The organism is Castellaniella sp. (assembly GCF_049650445.1).
In the GTDB taxonomy this organism is placed as follows: domain Bacteria; phylum Pseudomonadota; class Gammaproteobacteria; order Burkholderiales; family Burkholderiaceae_B; genus Castellaniella.
Map to the genome: position 1 here is coordinate 1 of NZ_JBASAD010000005.1, position 17648 is coordinate 17648.

Below are 17648 nucleotides of genomic sequence, written 5' to 3' on the forward strand. Positions count from 1 at the left end.
CGCCTGGCGCGCGCCCCTGGCGGCGCTGCTGGCCGGCAGCCTGCAGGCACTCTGCTTCGCGCCCGGCCCTCTGCCGGCCTGGTGTCTGCCTTTCGTCCAGATCGCCACACTGGCCGTCCTGGCCGCCCTGACCTTCGGCGCCACCCGCCCACGCCAGGCGGCAGGCCTGGGCTGGCTGTTCGGCCTGGCTCAGTTCGGCATCGGCGTCTACTGGCTGACCATCAGCATGCACACATTCGGCGGCCTGCCTCTGCCGCTGGCCATCGCCGCCCTGCTGCTATTCGCGGCGGCCATGGCAGCCTATGCAGCGGGAGCCTGCGCCCTGACCGCCTGGCTGTGCGCCGGTCACAACCACCCCGAACGGCGCGCGCCACGCCAGATCCTGAACGCCGTCGCCTGGGCTTCAGCCTGGACACTGGCAGAATGGCTGCGCGGCACGCTGTTCACCGGTTTCACCTGGCTGAACGCCGGCTACGCACATGCCGAAGGCATGTTCGCCGCCTGGGCGCCCTTCACGGGGGTCTACGGCCTGGCCTGGCTGGCGGCATTCGCCGCCGCCGCCGTCGCACTGATGGCCCGCGCCAAGGACACCACCTACGATCGCAGCGCGGCCGCCGTGGTCGGTCTGGCGCTGCTGACCGGACTGCTGGGTATTGCATGGGGCTACATCCACTGGGCCCGCCCCCTGGGCGAGCCCCTGATGATGCGCCTGGTCCAACCGGCCACGCCCCAGTCCGACAAATTCCAGCCTGAACTCTTCCTGCCCACTCAGACCCGCATCCAGCAACTGGCCGCGCTGGCGCCCAAGAGCGAGGCGGACCGCCCCGCCGTGGTCATCCTGCCGGAAACCGTGCTGCCGCTCTTCCAGGACCAGGTGCCCGAGCCCGTCTGGCAGTCATGGCAGGCCGCCGCCGAGACGATGCAGGCCACCTTCGTGCTGGGCGTGCCGCTGCACCTCGCCGCCCCGACTGGCGAACGCCATACCAACGGCGCCATCGCCCTGCGCCCACAGCGCGCGGGCGCATCGACCGCCGGCCCCGCCTGGCATTACGACAAGCATCATCTGGTGCCCTTTGGCGAATTCATTCCGCCCGGCTTTCATTGGTTCGTGCGCGCGCTGAACATTCCCCTGGGCGACTTCGACCGAGGTCCGGCGCGCCAGCCGCCGCTGGCAGTCGGTGGTCAGTTCCTGGCCATCGACATCTGCTACGAAGATGCCTTCGGCGAGGAAATCGCCGCCACGGTGGCGCCTGACGACCCCGCCGCGCCGGGGGCCAGCATCCTGGTGAACCTGAGCAATCTGGCCTGGTTCGGCAATAGCTGGGCGCTGCGCCAGCATCTGTGGATCGCCCGCATGCGGGCCCTGGAAACGGCGCGCCCCGTCGTGCGCGCCACCAATACCGGCGCCACCGCCGTCATCGACGCCCGTGGCCAGGTGCTGGGCGCCCTCGATCCGGGCCGCCCGGGCGTGCTGGACGCCGAAGTCCAGGGCACCCAGGGGCTGACGCCCTACGTGCGCTGGGGCAATCTGCCGATCCTGATCTGGACGCTGCTGGGCCTGCTGCTGGCCGTCCGGGCGCGGCACCGTCCGGACCCGGCGTGATCGGCGGCCCAGACTGAAACCCTGAAGAGGACAGGAGGCTACGAGCGGCCTTCGCTGTCGGCCTGACCCCGCAGCCGCTGCTCGAACGCGGCCTCATCCAGGGGCTCGTCGAACCAGTAGCCCTGACCCTCGTCGCAGCCCGCCGCACGCAGCAATTCATATTGAGCCTGCCGGGTGATGCCTTCGGCGGTCACCCTCAAGCCCAGCCGATGAGCCAGCGTGATGATGGCTTCGCTGACCATGGAGGCGGATTCGCCGTCCAGCAACCGTTCGGTCGTCGCGCGCTCGAGCTTGAGGGTCTCGAACGGCAGTTCGTGCACCGCCAGCAAGGCCGGCATGCCGATCGACACGGCCCCGACACTGAAACGCAGCCCGGAGTCATGCAGACGCCGCAAGCGGTCCTGCACCTGGGGGTCTTCGGTCATCAGCATCTGCTCGCTGAGTTCCAGCACCAGGCAGTCGGGTGGCAGGTTCAGCGCATCGAACAAGCTGAATACCGCATCCAGGCCGGCGTCCTCCAGGCCAAGCTGGCCGGGCGACACATTGATCGTCAGGCGCAGATCCGGTGCCAGACTCTGACGCCAGCGGGCCAACTGGCGAATCGCCTCGCGGAACACCCAGTCGCCCAGCGGCCGGATCAGCAGGCGCTCCTCGGCGAAGGGAATGAAATCCGCAGGCGCGATCACACCGAATTCCGGATGCCGCCAGCGCAGCAGAACCTCGGCCTGAACGATGCGCCCCGTCCGGAAGGCATGGATGGGCTGGAACAAAAGGAAGAACTGCTCCTCCTCGATGGCCTGCGGCAGGGCGTACATCAAGTCGCGTTGCATGTGCGCGCGTTCACGCATGCTGCGGTCGAAATAGTGGAAGCAGTTCCGGCCGGAGTCCTTGGCGACGTACATGGCCATGTCCACGTGGCGCATCAAGGCCTCGGCATCCTCGGCGTCCTGAGGATACAGCGCCACCCCCAGGCTGGCCGAGATCCGCAGGGGGTCGCCACCCAGACGGTAAGGCTCTGTGATCCGGTCGAGAATGCTGCCGCACAGCGCGTCGATCTGCGTCTTGTCGGGCGTGTCCCCCAGGATGACGACGAACTCGTCCCCGCCCAGACGCGCCACGAAACTGGTCTCCGGGGCCGCGCAGGCCTGCAGGCGCCGGGCGACCTCGACCAGCAAGCGGTCACCCGTCGCATGACCCATGGAATCGTTAATTTCCTTGAACAGATCCAGGTCCAGGAACATCAGCGCCAGGGACTGCCCCGACAGATCGGCGGACTGGACAGCGGCCTGCAGGCGTTCGTTGAAATATTGTCGATTCGGCAGGCCCGTCAGGGGGTCGTGGTGCGCCTGGTTCCAGATCTGGGTCTCGACCTGCTTCTTCTGGGTCACGTCGCCAAGCATCGCCACCCGGCAATTGACCGAACCGTCGTGGTTCCAGGCGGTGTCCATGACCACGCGCTCGGCGTAGTCCTCGCCCGATTTGCGCTGGCTCCAGTATTCGCCTTCCCAGCGTCCCTGGGTATTGATGGCATGCCACATCTCATCGTAAAAATCGCGGTTGTGGCGGCCCGGGCGCAGCAGAGGCAGCAGTTCACCGGCGATCTCGTCAGGCCAGAAACCCGTCATCCGGGAATAGGCGGGATTGACGTCGATGACCACGCCGGCCGAATCGGTGATGGCGATGGCTTCGCTGCTGTTCTCGTACGCGATGGCGGCCAGTTGGGCCGAAGATTCGGCCTGCTTGCGCTCGGTGATGTCCTGGACGATGCCGATGATGGAGACTTGTTCACCCACCCGCACGGTCGAACTGAACACCTCGATGTCGATCTCCGAGCCGTTCTTGCGGCGGCCATGGCGTTCGAAACGCAGCGTGCCGTCCCGCCGGCTCTGGCTGGCCTTGATCGATTCAGCCATCAGGAAACGCTCGCGCGGCACCACGATGCTCAGCAGCGTCATGGTGTCGATCATCTCGCGCGGTTCGTAGCCGAAGATCTCGGCCATCTTGTGGCTGACGAACGTGAAGCGCTCGTTTTCGACCAGGAAGATCCCCACGATCGAATTCGACGTCAGGCCCTGGAAAATGGTGTTGGCCCGCAGCAGCCCGGCCTGATCCTCGCGCATCTTGGCCAGCAGGTCGTGGACCTGCCGGATGCCGTCGTTGAAATCCCGCGCCACCTGGCCGAGTTCGCCTCGCCCCCGGTAAGCGATCCGGGTGTCGTAATGCCCCCGGACCAGTTCGCGGCTCGCGATCCGCAATTCACGCAGCGGTTGGACCAGATGACGGCGCAGCATCAGGTACAGGCCCAGCAACAGGATCAGATCCAGCAAGGCCAGCCCGCCGCTGATCAACAACGCGCGGTCTTTGCCCTGGCGCAACAAGGGCAGCAGGACATCGGCGCAGGCGTCCAGCGTACCGAGCATGGTTTCGGCATCGTCGGCCAGCCACTGGCGCTGGACGGCCTGCGGCAGTTCCTGCCCCTCGGACGGGTGTTCGTCGCGCACGTAGGTGCCCAGCAACGCAGTCTGCAGCCGGCCACGCAGCGTGGCCCAATCCCGCCGAATCCGGGGCAGAAAGTCGCGCGCGGCCGAGTGCGTCAGCCCGGGAATCTCGCGGCCGCCGACGACGCCTCCCTGGTCCAACGCCTGCAAAGCGCGGTCCATGACATCCATTTCCTGGCTGATCTGGCCGGCTTGCACCACGGCACCATCGGACATCCGCATCGCCCGGACCGCCAGTTGCTGGCTGACGGCCCGCATGCGGTCCAGCGTGACGACCTGATCGAGCGCGCTTTCGTAACGCGACAGCAGGGAATTCACGGCAATGGCGTTGCCCAGCACGAAGACCAGCATGAACAGGGAGAAGACAGCCGCTACCGTCCCAGCCCCGAAAAGGCTCTGGGCCGCCGGCCAGACTGCGCGTGATGTATGAGGGCTCATGCCTTCCCTGTGAAATGAATGACGGCGGTGGCCTGTGTGCGGCCGGGGTCACCATTCTCTAGCATGTTACTGGATGCAGGGGAAAGAACAATCCGCTAACAAACGGAATCCTCGGGCGGATATCGGGGTTTTGACGATTGGGGAAAAAGCCCCCACGCCGCGCCTTCGCGCTTGCCGCCCCTTCCCACGGGGCGGGCCTTGGAGCGGCCCGGCGGCAAAAGAAAAAAGCCTGATGGCTCATTGAGCGATCAGGCTTTTTTTGAATCCTTGGCGGAGCGGACGGGGCTCGAACCCGCGACCCCCGGCGTGACAGGCCGGTATTCTAACCAACTGAACTACCGCTCCGCAGCGGTGCCAGAAAATCCTGGCGTCCCCTAGGGGATTCGAACCCCTGTACTCACCGTGAAAGGGTGATGTCCTAGGCCTCTAGACGAAGGGGACAGGACATTCGACAACGAAAGTTTGGTGGAGGTAAGCGGGATCGAACCGCTGACCTCTTGCATGCCATGCAAGCGCTCTCCCAGCTGAGCTATACCCCCAAACAAGGTCTTCGTTAACGAAGAAACGAGATTATGCACGAATTTTTTTTGGCGTGCAAGCGACGTGAAGATTTTTCGTTTTTGCCACGATTTTTCAGCCCGGCCCCAGACAGTCCGGCAATCCGACACCTCCTGAATCACAACTCTTTACATCTCCGCTTCCGGACCAAGATCGCGGCCGAAGCCCGTGGCGCTTGCCTCGCCAGCCCGGAGTACGCGTCAAAATCGCCTTACTACCGCCAATTTTCGCGCCGATCGCAAGGCGTTCGCGCTTGCCGGACAGCGGCCCGAACACCTACGATCCGGGCTGTTCTCGACTCTGGAGCCTGCCATGCATGCCCGCGTCCTTCACGAAACCCTGACGCCCTCCTGGTCGGTCCAGGCGATCCTGGACCTGTTCGCCCTGCCCTTCAACGATCTGCTGCTGCGGGCACAGACCGTACACCGGGCGCACCACCCGGCCAACGCCGTACAGCAATCCAGCCTGCTGTCGATCAAGACCGGCGCCTGTCCCGAGGACTGCGCCTACTGCCCGCAATCCTCGCGCTACACCACCGGGGTGGAAGCGGCGCCGCTGATGCCGCTGGACCAGGTGCTGGCGGCGGCGCGCAAGGCCAGGGACGCGGGCGCGCAGCGCTTTTGCATGGGCGCTGCCTGGCGTTCGCCGACCGAGCGCCAACTGGATCAGGTAATCGAACACGTGCAGGCCGTGAAGGCGCTGGGCCTGGAAACCTGCGTCACCCTGGGCATGCTGAAGGACGGTCAGGCCGAACGCCTGAAGGCCGCCGGCCTGGACTACTACAACCACAATCTGGACACCGCGCCGGAACACTATGGCGAAATCATCCGCACCCGCACGTTCCAGGACCGGCTGGATACGCTGCATCGCGTACGCGATGCCGGGCTGAAGGTGTGTTGCGGCGGCATCGTCGGCATGGGGGAATCGCGTGAGATCCGCGCCGGCCTGATCGCCGCCCTGGCCCGTCTGGCCCCCTATCCGGAATCCGTGCCCGTCAATCAATTGGTCAAAGCGCCGGGCACGCCCCTGGCCGACGCGCCCGACCTGGACCCGATTGAATTCGTGCGGACGATCGCGGTCACCCGCATCGTCATGCCCCGCGCCGTGGTGCGACTGTCGGCGGGCCGCGAAAGCATGCACGACAGCACCCAGGCCCTGTGCTTCATGGCCGGCGCCAACTCGATCTTCCACGGCGAGCGCCTGCTGACCACGCCGAACCCGCAGGCGCAGGCCGATGCACGGCTGTTCGAACGCCTGGGACTGGTGCCGATGCCGGAGGCCGAAGCATGCACACCCTGATACTCAGCATCTCCTTCAGCGTCGCCGTCTCGATCTTCCTGAAGCTGGCCCGTGGCGGCGGCATCCGCGTCGACCAGGCCATCGCGGTCAACTACGCCACGGCCGTGGCGCTCAGCCTGTGGCTGCTGCGCCCCCCCCTGGACACCTTGTTCGAGCGCCCGCCTGCCGCCTGGCTGATCCTGGGCCTGCTGGGCATCCTGCTGCCCAGCGTGTTCCTGGTGATGGCGGCCGCCGTACGCCAGGCGGGAATCGTGCGCAGCGACACGGCCCAGCGCCTGTCGCTGATTCTGCCGATTCTGGCGGCCTTCCTGGTGTTCCACGAGGCCGTGTCGGGCCGCAAGGCCCTGGGCATCGCCCTGGCGCTGTGCGCCCTGGCCTGCCTGCTGGCGCGCCCCCGGCACACCGGAACCGGCTCGCCGTCGGGCACAAGCCCGTCGGCCAGCGCCGTGGCCACGTCCGCAGCCGACGACGAAGCGCGGGGATCAGCGGCGCGCGGCTGGCTGACGCTGCTGGGCGTCTGGGCGGGCTACGGCTGCATCGACATCCTGTTCAAGCAGATGGCGCGCATGGGTGCGGGTTTCACGGGCAGCCTGTTGCTGAGCTTCACCCTGGCCGGCCTGCTGATCGGCCTGTGGCTGCTGGCTCGGCGCACCCGCTGGCACGCCCGCAGCCTGGCATCCGGCATCCTGCTGGGCGGGCTGAACTTCGGCAACATCTACTTTTACATTCGTGCACACCAGACTTTCCCGGATAACCCCACCCTGGTGTTCGCCGCCATGAACATCGGCGTGATCTCGATCGGGACGCTGGTGGGCGCGGGTCTGTTCCGCGAACGCCTGAGCGCCGTGAACCTGCTGGGGATCGGCCTGGCCCTAGGCGCGATCGTGCTGCTGTTCCCCCGCTGAGGGCGCTGCAGCCACGTCCGGTACCTGCCCGGAGTCTGAATCCGCCCCGGGCGCCGGGGCGGCCAGAGGATCATCGATGACCGGATCGTGCGAAATGTCACGCTGCGGATCGACGCGCGGGTCCAGCACCGCCATTACGTTGGAGTTCTGCAAAGTGTCGGTCATGGGCACGAACTGGGTGGGCGCGTCCTCGCTGCGGTGCGTACCCTTGACACGGCGTTCGCGAATGAAAATCACCAGCAGCGCGGCGCAGGCCGACACGAAGACGAAATACACGTCCGGCCCCCAGACCCGCATCAGCCCCCCCGCCGCCAGCGGTCCCAGACAGGCCCCCAGGCCATAGACCATATACAGCAGCGCGCTCAGGCCCACCCGGCGTTCGGGATCGACGTTGTCGTTGGCAAACGCCGCCCCCATGGGGTAGAGCGTGAACTGGACGATGCCCAGCACGCCGGAAAAAGCCACCAGGGCCGGATAGGGGAAATCGAACCAGCCCCACAGCGGCACCCCCAGGCACAGCAGGAGCAGCGCGCCGATCCGGATCAGACGCACCCGGCTCATGTGGTCGGCCAGCCAGCCCAGGGGCCACTGGCACACCAGGCCGGCGGCCACGGACACGGCCAGAAACACCCCGACCTGACGATTGTCCATGCCATGCTGCAGGCCGTAGACGGGGGCCAGGCCGTAGAACGCGCCCGTCAGCATGCCGGCCAGAAACAGTACCGTCAGCGACAGCGGCACCCGCGCCACATAGTATTTCAGCGCCAGGGGGGCCGGCACCTGCAGGGCCGGGTGCAGGCGCCGCGTCAGCGTCACCGGAATCAGGCTGAGCACGCTGCAGATCGCCACGAACACCAGCGGTCTGGAATCCAGTTCCGGGAACTGCCCCAGGGCCAACTGACCCAGCACGGTGCCCAGGCAGGACGCGACCATGTAGAAGCCGAACACGGTCCCCCGCGAGGTGTTCTCGGTCTGCTCGTTGAGCCAGCTTTCGATGGCGATGAACAGGCTGACCATGGCGACGCCCGCAACGAAACGCAGCGCCAGCCAGACCCACAAGTCATCGATCAGGATCATCACCAGGACGGTGACGGTGACCATCGCCGCGCAGGCCGCGTAGGCGCGGATGTGGCCTACGCCGATGATCAGCCGGTGCCCGATCCGGGCGCCCAGCACCAGCCCCAGATAGTACGCGGCGATCATCGCCCCGACCCAGACCTCGGACACGGACAGGGCCGTCAGCCTCAGGCCCAGGTAGGTATTGAACAGCCCCGAGCTGAGCAACAGAATCAGCGTCGCCAGATACAGGGAGAAGAATGCGCCGATCGTCTTGGCCATGCAAAAAATTCCGGTCGGAGGCAGCCGTGTCCTCCGCAAACTGAGAATGCCCTGACCCGGCCCATGTGCACGGGGTACCCGGGAGCCGATCAGGGCATGAACTGAAATCATAGCAGTGGCGCAGGGCATGTCGTCCGGCGGGCTCCTCGTTTATCATAGGCCCATGAGCCAGACAGACCTCTCCCCCACCCTCAGCCACCTGGATGAAAACGGCCAGGTCCGCATGGTCGACGTCGGGGCCAAGGCCTCGACCGACCGCACCGCCGTGGCCGAGGGCCGGGTGCGCCTGAACGCCCATGCCTGGGGCCTGCTGTCGGCCCAGGCCAACGCCAAGGGCGAGGTCCTGAACACTGCCCGCATCGCCGGCATCCTGGCGGCCAAGCGCTGTGCCGAACTCATCCCCCTGTGCCACAGCCTGCCGCTCAGCTTCGTCGGGGTGGACTTTTCCGCCGACGACGCCAGCCGCACGCTGACGATCCGCGCCACCAGCCGCACCCACCACCAGACCGGGGTCGAAATGGAGGCCATGATGGCCTGCTCCGTTGCCGCCCTGACGGTCTACGACATGTGCAAGGCCGCCGACAAAGGCATCATCATCGAGCAGGTTCGCCTGCTGAGCAAAACCGGAGGCAAAAGTGGTGACTGGCGCAACGATTGAAGTCCTGTATTTCGCCCAGGTCGCCGAACACATGGGTCTGCGGCGCGAGACCCTGCCCCTGGACGCACCTGTCCAGGCGGGCGCCTGGCTGGACGCTCTCGCAGCGCGCTGCCCCGCGTTGGGACCGGCGGCCCGCCTGAAACTCGCCATCAACCAGGAACACGCCGGGCGCGCCGCCACGATCCACCCGGGCGACGAGGTCGCCGTGTTCGAACCCGTCACCGGCGGCTAGAGCCGGTCCGCACACATCATGATCCGCATCCAGACCGAACGCTTCGACACTGCCGAATTGACCGCGCTGCTGCAAGCGCGTGCGGACGGCCGTGCCGGCGCCCTGGTGCATTTCCTGGGCATGGTGCGCGACTACAGCCCCGAGGCCGGGTCGCGCAGCCTGTTCCTGGAGCATTACCCGGGCATGTGCGAACGCGAGATCCAGACGCTGTGCGACCATGCGAAACAACGCTGGGACATCCTCGACACGGTGGTGGTCCACCGGGTCGGCGAACTGCCGCTGGGCGACCCCATTGTCTTCGTCGGCGTGGCCGCCGCCCACCGGGGCCAGGCCTTCCAGGCCTGCGAATACATCATCGACGCCCTGAAGACCCGCGCACCTTTCTGGAAACGCGAGACCCTGGCCGACGGCCACGCCTTCTGGGTCGAACAGCGGACCGCCGACGCCGAAAAAACCGCCCGGTGGGACACGCCCCCGGACACACCATGAAAGCCGACCGGTGTCCTGCCTGCCCGGCTCCACCGGCGCCAGCCGGCCGGCCTGGGAAAACAACCTGCTGTCCCAGTTCGACAGCCGCCAGCGCCTACCGCGCACAGCCGCATACGGAAACCTGATCATGCTCGATTTCGATACCGCCCAGGCCCGCCTGGCGGCGCGCGGACGCGGCCCCACGGGCCGCGAAACCGTCCTCCTCGACGCACTGCCCGGCCGTGTGCTGGCCACTGACATCGACGCCGCCCTGGACCTGCCGCCCGCCGACAACAGCGCCATGGACGGCTATGCGCTGCGCGCGGCCGACGCGGCGACACCCGGCGCGACACTGCCGGTCCAGCAGCGCTGCTTTGCCGGCCAGACCCCCGATCCCCTGCTGCCCGGCCAGGCCATCCGGCTGTTCACCGGCAGCGTGATTCCGGCGGGCGCGGACACCGTCGTCATGCAGGAAGACTGCCGCGAAGAAGACGGCCGGGTCACCATCCTGACACCGCCCCCGACCGGGCAGCACATCCGCCGTCGGGGCGAGGACATGAGCGCGGGGCGGCTGGTCCTCAACCAGGGCACCCTCCTGAAAGCCGGCCACATCGCCATCCTGGCATCCCAGGGTCATGACCGCGCGTCCGTCTTTCCCCGCCTGACAGTCGGCATCCTGACCACGGGCGACGAACTCGTTCCCCCGGGCCAGCCCCTGCCGCCGGCCGCCATCTACAATTCCAACGCACCGATGCTGGCCAGCCTGTGTGTCGGGCTGGGCACTGCCACGCCCGTCCTGCGCCATGCCCGCGACGACGCGGAAGCCACCCGCCGGGCGCTGGCCGAACTGAACGAGATCTGCGATCTGGTGCTCAGCGTGGGCGGCGCCTCGGTCGGCGAAAAGGACCTGGTCAAGCCTGCCATCGAGGACCTGGGCGGCACGCTGGACCTGTGGCGGGTGCGTATGAAGCCGGGCAAACCGGTGGCGCTGGCCGAACTCAAGGGCCGTCCGCTGGTCTGCCTGCCCGGCAATCCGGCGTCGGCTTTCGCCGTGTTCACGCTGCTGGTCAGCCCCTTGATCCGGGGCCTGCAAGGCCGCCGCGACGCCTTGCCGCCGATCCGGCGCGGGATCCTGGACATGATCCACCCCGTCGGCGGCGATCGCGATGACTTTCTGCGCATCCAGACCACACAGGGTGCCGCCGGACTGCCCCGCCTGACACCGCATCCGCAGCAAAGCTCAGGCGCGATGAGCAGTCTGGCCTGGGCACACGGCCTGGCCCGCATTCCGGCGGACACGCGGCTGGAAGCCGGCGCAGAAGTTGACTGGATGGCGCTGTCCGACTGGTTATCCTGACGCCCGGGCTCGGATTCGGTCCCGGATCAAGACACCCCTCCACCTCGCGCCTTGCAAGGCGCTCGGATTCGATCGGCACGGAGCATCTTCAGCCGTAGCATCCCTCCACCTCGCGCCTTGCAAGGCGCTCGGATTCGATCGGCACATGAAGGCCCGCAGGGGCCTTCATGTGTCCGATCTCATCCACCTATATAACTCATCTCGATTTTGTGGTCGCGGTGGGCCTCGCCGCGGAGTTCGGAATAACGGTCGTCGCGCGCCTGCCAGACACCTGCCAGACGCCGCGCCAACGCCGCATCGTCAGCCCCGGCGCGCAGCAGGCTGCGGATGTCGTGGCCCTGTTCGGCGAACAGACAGGTGAACAGCCGCCCTTCGGGCGACAGACGCAACCGCGTACAGTCCCCGCAGAAAGGCTGGGACACGCTGGTGATCAGGCCGATCTCGCCGGCACCATCGTCGTACGCCCAGCGGGCGGCGACCTCGCCCCGGTAGCGGGCCTGGACCGGCCGCAGCGGGAATTCGTCGCCGATGATCCGGACGATTTCAGCGCCGGTGACGACCTCGTCCATGCGCCAGCCGTTGGTGCTGCCGACGTCCATATATTCGATGTAGCGCAGCGTATGGCCCGTGCCCCGGAAGTGCCGCGCCATCGGCAGGATCTGGCCATCGTTCATGCCCCGGCGCACGACCATATTGACCTTGACGGGGGCCAGCCCCGCAGCAGCCGCGGCCTCGATGCCCTCCAGCACGGTGGCGACCGGAACCCCGCTGTCGCTCATGCGTTCAAACAAGACGTCGTCCAGTGCGTCCAGGCTGACCGTCACCCGCGTCAGGCCCGCATCGGCCAGAGCGCGGGCCTTGCGAGCCAGCAGCGTGCCGTTGGTGGTCAGGGTCAGGTCCGGCGCTGCGCCGTCCGGCGTGCGCAAGTCGGCCAGCATCCCGACCAGGATTTCGATCTGCTTGCGCAATAGCGGTTCACCGCCCGTCAGGCGGATCTTGCGCACCCCACCTGCCACCGCGATCCGGGCGAATCGGGTGATTTCCTCGAAGGTCAGCAAGTCGCCATGGGGCAGGAAGGCGTGATCCGCGCCGAACAATTCACGCGGCATGCAGTAGGTGCAGCGGAAATTGCAGCGGTCCGTGACGGAAATCCGCAGATCACGCAAAGGCCGCCCCCGGCCGTCGCGCACCGGCTCGCCCGGCGCGCGAACCACGTCCCGGCCCACCGAAGCGGGCCGGTGATGGATCACGCTGGGCATGGCATCAGGGCCTGTTCATACGCATCAGAAAATCGCGCGGGATCTAGTCGTTTTCCTTGACCCGGTAGACCAGGGTGGCGACCTTGGCCAGGCCCAGGACCTTGACCGTGACGCTGCCCAGCAGCAAACGCGACAGGCCGCTGCGGCCGTGGCTGCCGATGAAGATCAGGTCGCAGCCTTCGGACTGGGCGGCATGCACGATCCCGTCGGCAACGTTGAAATTGGACACGGCCAGGGGCGTGGCCTTGACGCCGGCGGTCTCGGCCCGGTCGAGCACGGCCTGGAGGTATTTCTTGGACTGCTCGGAAGCGGTGCGATCGTAGTCTTCGTCCGTGATGGCATAGGCGGCGGCCATGCCATCGAAGCCAACCGTGGCGGCAAACGGCTGGGTCACGTGCAGCGCGACGACCTCGGCGCCAATGGTCCGGGCGAAGCAGACGCCTTTGTTGGCAGCCTGGGCGGAAAGCTTGGAGCCATCCGTGGGAATCAGGATTTTCTTGAACATGCTCGGATCATCCAAAAACACTAATAGGAAACCCCAGCATAACCGCTGGTCCCCCGAAAGGACAGTCGGGATCAGCCCTGGGATTGATCTGTGCCATATTCCTGGGCTGCCAGGAACAGATTCGTGCAGCGCGTGCCCGAACGGCAGAAGGCCAGCACCGGTGCAGGCAGGTCCTGCAGCAGGCCGGCGAACTCGGCCACGTCGGCCGCCGTCATGGCGCCGCTGACCACGGGCTGGTAGCGCGCCTGCAAACCGGCGTCCCGGGCTGCCTGCAGCACGTCGTCGGACCGGGGCTGCTCGGGGCCGCCTTCGCCGTCCGGCCGATTGATGATGACGGATTTGAACCCCGCATCCGCCAGGGCCTGCATGTCGGCGGGCTGCAACTGGGGGGCGACGGAGAAATCCGGGGTCAGGGTCTGGTAGGTAAAGTTCATATGGGCTCCTCGGGACGGCCGGCTGTCCCTTCCTTCTATAGTCAGGTGATGTTCCGCCAGCAACCGCCCCATCAGAGGGCCCGCCAGCACTTCGTGTTCGGCCTGGCGCTGCGCCGACAGGGCGTCGGCGCCTTCTGTGCCCAGCGCGGGATGGCACATCAGTACGTCACCGTCGCGGCACGACGCCAGCCAGCGGCGCATCCAGCGCTCGTAAGCCGGGACGCCACCCTGGAAATCATACACGCCCAGAAAGCCCGGATTGAACGCATGGCCACGCGCCCGCGCCCGCTGCCGCAAGCCGGCCGCGCCCAGCCCGGCGATGACGGCGGCCTTGAAGCGCAAGCGCGGCGGCAGGCCCGCCATGCGGGGCCGCCCGACGTCGCGTATCCAGGGTCGGCCGTTGCGGGGTTCGGGCAGGGATTCGAGCAACGCATCGCGAATGCACGGCAATTGATGCACGTGCTGGTGACCGTCGACGTAATCAGGCGCCCGGCCCATGATGTCCTGGAACAGCGCCAACTGCCGCCGCACGGTCTCGCGCACGGCGTCGGCGGGCAAGCGCCCCAGCCAGGCCGTGCGGATCAGCGTCCCCAAGGGCAGGCACAGGCCCGGCTGGCCAAAGGATTCCGTGAAATTCAGGTGCAGGCCGACCTGCAGACCGGATGTCCGCAGCGCCGGTACATCCTGACGCGCGGCCGGGCCGTCGACCAGCAGGCTGGTGGCCGACAGACGGCCGCGTCCGGCCAGCGACAGAATGCCGGCGTTCACCGCCGGGTTCATCCCGAAATCATCGGCGCACAATACAATGCGCCGGTACTGATGCCCTGATGCGTGTGAATCCGGATCCATGTTCAAGAAGCTCGCTGCCCAGATCGGCTGGTTCGTCATTGTAGGCTGCGCGGCGGCCGCCACCCACTGGGCGGTCGCCGTGGCCTGCGTGGCCCTGGGGGGCCTGGCACCGCTGGTGGCCAACGTCGCCGGCTGGCTGGTGGCCTTTGGTGTGTCCTTCGCAGGCCACTACCGCCTGACCTTCCGCCACCACCAGGCGCCGCTGCGGCGCGCGGCGGCGCGGTTCTTTCTGGTGTCGGCACTGGGCTTTGCCGTCAACGAAGCCGCCTACGCCACGCTGCTGCGCCTGACGGCGATCCGCTACGACGTGCTGCTGGCCCTGGTGCTGATCGGCATCGCCGGGATGACCTTCATTCTGGGGCGCTACTGGGCGTTTCGCCGCAGCCATTGACGGTTTCGGCAGCCGGGACGCGCCACAGCCCCATCCTGGACGTGCGCGCCAGGGGGTCACGGTCCTTCAGCGCCGGATAGCGGTCGGCCTCGTCCAGCCAGGCCAGCATCCAGGTCGTCGCATGGCCCGGATCGCACAGATAGGATTGCAGTTGTGACGGCAGCCACAGCCGGTCGGCTCCCTTGTCGGACGTGAAGCTGGCCGCATCTGCCAGTTCACGGCGCCAGTCATCGCCCCGCATGACGTCCGGGTCGTCCCAGTGCGCGACGGCCACGACCGGGCCGCGCCAGCCGGCGTACATCGGCACGTCGTAGGCATACTGATCCAACATCACCAACTGGTCGCCGGGCGTCGCCTCGACGGCCAGGACATGGGCCAGGCTTTTCGTGCTGCGCTGCGGGAACAGCACCAGCGCCGCCACGGCCAGCAGACACAAGCCACCGGCAATCAGGGCGTGGCGCACCAGACTGCGGCCGGCCCCCGGGGCGGTGGATTCTTCACGCTGCTCGAAGGTTTCCTGGATGAACCAGGCCAGCGGCGGCAGCACGGCGATCACATAGCCCACCAGTTTCGAGGTGGGAATCGAAAAGAACACCAGCACCACGGCCAGCCAGGACAGCATCAGGCCGCGCAGCACCCGGCGGTCGACCTGCTCGACCCGATGGGCGGGCGGCACAAAGGCCGGCTGCAGCGGTCCCCGGGGCTGGAACCAGCGCCACAACTGGATCGACCATGGCAGTGTCAGGCCCAGCACCACCGGCACGTAGAACCAGAAGGGATGCGGATTGTTGAAGCCGGATTCCAGGAAGCGCTGGAAGTGCTGATAGACGATGTAATAGTCGAAGAAGCCGGGATGGCGCGTTTCCATGACCACCATCCAGGGCAGGGTCAAGGCCAGGAACAGCAGAATGCCCGGCCACCACAGCAGGCGCCCCATCGCACGGTAGCGGCGCCGGCCCAGCAGCCAGAAGAACAGCACCCCGCCCGGCAGCACGACACCGATCAGGCCCTTGGCCAGAAAGCCGGCCGCCGCAGCGACGTACATGGCGGTCAGTGCCCCCGCATCCGGACGCTGCTGTTCACGGCGGAACACGGCGTCGGCGCCCGCCATCACGGTCAGCCCCATCAAGGCGGCCACCAGCATGTCCAGGTTGGCGTAGTGCGCCGCGCCGAACAGAAACGGCTGCACCGTCAGGATCAGGGCCGCGCGACCTGCGGTACGGCCACTGACATAGCGGCGCAGAAACACGTAGAAGACCGTCACCAGCGCCGTGGCGGCCAGCACCGAGCACAGCCGCCCGGCCCAGGCGTTGTCGCCAAACACCGCCAATGACCCCGCCGTCAGCCAGTAGAACAGCGGCGGCTTGTGAAAGAAGGGCATGCCGTCCAGGCGCGGCGTCAGGTAGTCCCCCGAAGCCAGCATGTGCCAGGCCACCCCGACGTAACGGCCTTCGTCAGGCAGCAGCAGCGGGTACATCCAGGTCGTGGCCGCCAGCCAGAGAAAGGCGAACAGCGCCACCCAGGGCCAGGCGCGCCGCGTCTGCAGGCGCTGCCAGACGGATTCGCCGGCATCCACCAGCCGCGTGCAGAAAACAGGGGCTTTCATGCCTTGCGTCCTTCTGATGAAAGCGATCCATCGGCCGTCGGGGCGGCAGCCGCGTCAGCCTGCGCATAGCGCGGCGGCGGGACGTCCAGACCGGGACGGTCAGGCCCGGTGCCCTGGCCGGGGTCCGGAATGACGCTGCCCAGCCCCGTCCCCGCGCGTTCGCGCAGCAGGTAGACGGGTCGGCCCTTGACCTCGGTGAAGATGCGGGCGATGTATTCGCCCACCACCCCCAGCGACATCAGATTGACCCCGGCGAAAAACAGGATCACGGTGATCAGGGTGGCCCAGCCGCGCACCGCATCGCCATAGAGCAGATGCCACACGATGATGAGCAGACCGTACATGAAGGCCAGCAACGCGATGCAGGCGCCCATCAGGCTGAGCAGGCGCAACGGCCAGGTGGTGAAGGCCGTCAGCCCGTCCACGGCGAAGCGCAGCAGCTTCAACGGCCGGAAACGGCTGACGCCGTGCAGCCGCTGAGGCGGCGTGTAAGCCATGGCCTCGGACTGAAAACCGACCCAGGCGAACAGGCCCTTCATGAAGCGGTCGCGCTCTGGCAGTTGCTTCAGGGCGTCGACCACGGCCCGATCCATCAGGCGGAAGTCACCCGCGTTGGGCGGCACGCCCAGGCCGTCGGACGTTCGCATCAGGGCGTAGAACAGCCGGGTGCCGACCCGCTTGAACCAGGTCTCGTCGTCGCGCGTGGCACGCACGGCGTAGATCATGTGCACCCCGGCGCGCCAGCGCGCCAGCATGGCGGGGATCATGTCCGGCGGGTGCTGCATGTCGGCGTCCAGGCAGACCACGGCATCGCCGCGCGCGGCCTCCAGGCCGGCGGTCAGGGCGGCTTCCTTGCCGAAATTGCGCGACAGGCGCAGATAGACGATTTCCGGATGCAGGCTGGTCCAGTGGCGCATCAGGTCCGGCGTGCCATCGGTGCTGCCGTCGTCGACGACGATGATTTCCGGCGTGCAACCCTCCTGGCGCGACAACATGGCCAGCAACTCCGGCAGCAGCACGCCCAGATTGGCCTGTTCGTTCAGGCAAGGAATGACGCAGGACAGAGTGACGGGTTCGGGCATGATAGAGGAGCGCCGATGAGACGCGTGCGACGAAAGCCAGGAGAACGAATGAAGGTTTCGATGATAACTGAACGCCAGGGCCAACGGGCACCCCGCCGCTGGCCGACCGGTTCTTATTTTTGAAGGAATACAGCGACCTTTTGCGATTCGCCATTAAGATAACTACAA

General features: G+C 67.0%; 15 protein-coding genes, 3 tRNA genes and 1 pseudogene. 8 read left to right on the forward strand and 11 right to left on the reverse strand.

Annotated elements, in window-relative coordinates; translation table 11 throughout:
- Window positions 1–1603 (forward strand): apolipoprotein N-acyltransferase (lnt, locus tag WA983_RS01240; protein WP_424311504.1); only part of this gene is annotated, 1603 nt, incomplete at its 5' end.
- 38 nt (window positions 1604–1641) lie between these two features.
- Here the strand turns inward: lnt and WA983_RS01245 are convergent.
- The 4 genes from WA983_RS01245 to WA983_RS01260 form a co-directional block, all read right to left on the reverse strand.
- Entirely contained in the window at window positions 1642–4539 is a 2898-nt protein-coding gene (locus WA983_RS01245) for an EAL domain-containing protein (RefSeq protein ID WP_424251795.1), read from the reverse strand.
- 268 nt (window positions 4540–4807) lie between these two features.
- Window positions 4808–4884: transfer RNA gene (locus WA983_RS01250), tRNA-Asp, on the reverse strand.
- 20 nt (window positions 4885–4904) lie between these two features.
- Window positions 4905–4980 (reverse strand) — tRNA-Glu (locus WA983_RS01255).
- A gap of 22 nt (window positions 4981–5002) precedes the next feature.
- A tRNA-Ala gene (locus WA983_RS01260) sits at window positions 5003–5078 on the reverse strand.
- 331 nt (window positions 5079–5409) lie between these two features.
- On the opposite strand from WA983_RS01260, the gene bioB reads away from it, so the two are divergent.
- Together bioB and WA983_RS01270 are read left to right on the forward strand one after the other, a co-directional pair.
- A complete protein-coding gene (gene bioB, locus WA983_RS01265) occupies window positions 5410–6396 on the forward strand; it encodes a biotin synthase BioB (RefSeq protein WP_424248361.1) in 987 nt (328 codons plus the stop codon).
- Window positions 6384–7301, forward strand: a complete 918-nt coding sequence (locus WA983_RS01270) for an EamA/RhaT family transporter (protein ID WP_424248362.1) — start codon at window positions 6384–6386, stop codon at window positions 7299–7301. The genes bioB and WA983_RS01270 overlap by 13 nt, the downstream gene beginning before the upstream one ends.
- Here WA983_RS01270 and WA983_RS01275 read toward each other — a convergent pair.
- Window positions 7269–8639 (reverse strand): MFS transporter, encoded by a 1371-nt coding sequence (locus WA983_RS01275; protein ID WP_424248363.1) that lies wholly within the window; start codon window positions 8637–8639, stop codon window positions 7269–7271. The genes WA983_RS01270 and WA983_RS01275 overlap by 33 nt on opposite strands.
- 163 nt (window positions 8640–8802) lie before the next feature.
- On the opposite strand from WA983_RS01275, the gene moaC reads away from it, so the two are divergent.
- The 4 genes from moaC to glp all read left to right on the forward strand — a co-directional run bounded on the left by moaC (window position 8803) and on the right by glp (window position 11354).
- Complete coding sequence (gene moaC, locus WA983_RS01280; protein ID WP_424248365.1) at window positions 8803–9297, forward strand: cyclic pyranopterin monophosphate synthase MoaC; 495 nt, start codon at window positions 8803–8805, stop codon at window positions 9295–9297.
- Window positions 9278–9529: a MoaD/ThiS family protein gene (locus WA983_RS01285; RefSeq protein ID WP_424248367.1), complete on the forward strand. Its 252-nt coding sequence runs from the start codon at window positions 9278–9280 to the stop codon at window positions 9527–9529. The genes moaC and WA983_RS01285 overlap by 20 nt, the downstream gene beginning before the upstream one ends.
- Window positions 9530–9547: 18 nt before the next feature.
- A complete protein-coding gene (locus WA983_RS01290; RefSeq protein WP_424248369.1) occupies window positions 9548–10018 on the forward strand; it encodes a molybdenum cofactor biosynthesis protein MoaE in 471 nt (156 codons plus the stop codon).
- Between the two features lie 127 nt (window positions 10019–10145).
- The gene (gene glp, locus WA983_RS01295) at window positions 10146–11354 is read left to right on the forward strand and encodes a gephyrin-like molybdotransferase Glp (RefSeq protein ID WP_424248371.1); all 1209 of its coding nucleotides are present in this window, start codon (window positions 10146–10148) and stop codon (window positions 11352–11354) included.
- Window positions 11355–11533: 179 nt separating this feature from the next.
- On the opposite strand, the gene moaA is transcribed toward glp, so the two are convergent.
- From moaA to WA983_RS01315, 4 genes and pseudogenes are all read right to left on the reverse strand, one after another.
- Window positions 11534–12613: a GTP 3',8-cyclase MoaA gene (gene moaA, locus WA983_RS01300; RefSeq protein ID WP_424311505.1), complete on the reverse strand. Its 1080-nt coding sequence runs from the start codon at window positions 12611–12613 to the stop codon at window positions 11534–11536.
- Between the two features lie 43 nt (window positions 12614–12656).
- Complete coding sequence (locus WA983_RS01305) at window positions 12657–13118, reverse strand: universal stress protein (protein WP_376811725.1); 462 nt, start codon at window positions 13116–13118, stop codon at window positions 12657–12659.
- Window positions 13119–13189: 71 nt separating this feature from the next.
- Window positions 13190–13552 (reverse strand): TIGR01244 family sulfur transferase, encoded by a 363-nt coding sequence (locus WA983_RS01310; RefSeq protein ID WP_424247754.1) that lies wholly within the window; start codon window positions 13550–13552, stop codon window positions 13190–13192.
- Between the two features lie 66 nt (window positions 13553–13618).
- A pseudogene (locus tag WA983_RS01315) lies at window positions 13619–14440 on the reverse strand (ChbG/HpnK family deacetylase); the annotation flags it as partial.
- Between WA983_RS01315 and WA983_RS01320 the strand changes: the two are divergent.
- Window positions 14400–14792 carry a GtrA family protein gene (locus WA983_RS01320; RefSeq protein WP_424248238.1) on the forward strand — a complete coding sequence of 131 codons (393 nt, stop codon included), beginning with the start codon at window positions 14400–14402 and terminating at the stop codon, window positions 14790–14792. The pseudogene WA983_RS01315 and the gene WA983_RS01320 sit on opposite strands and share 41 nt — an antisense overlap.
- Here WA983_RS01320 and WA983_RS01325 read toward each other — a convergent pair.
- Together WA983_RS01325 and WA983_RS01330 are read right to left on the reverse strand one after the other, a co-directional pair.
- Window positions 14752–16398, reverse strand: coding sequence for an ArnT family glycosyltransferase (locus WA983_RS01325; RefSeq protein ID WP_424248240.1), 1647 nt, complete (start codon window positions 16396–16398; stop codon window positions 14752–14754). The two genes, WA983_RS01320 and WA983_RS01325, sit on opposite strands and share 41 nt — an antisense overlap.
- Window positions 16395–17480 (reverse strand): glycosyltransferase family 2 protein, encoded by a 1086-nt coding sequence (locus WA983_RS01330; protein WP_424248242.1) that lies wholly within the window; start codon window positions 17478–17480, stop codon window positions 16395–16397. The genes WA983_RS01325 and WA983_RS01330 overlap by 4 nt, the downstream gene beginning before the upstream one ends.
- Between the last annotated feature and the right edge of the window lie 168 nt (window positions 17481–17648).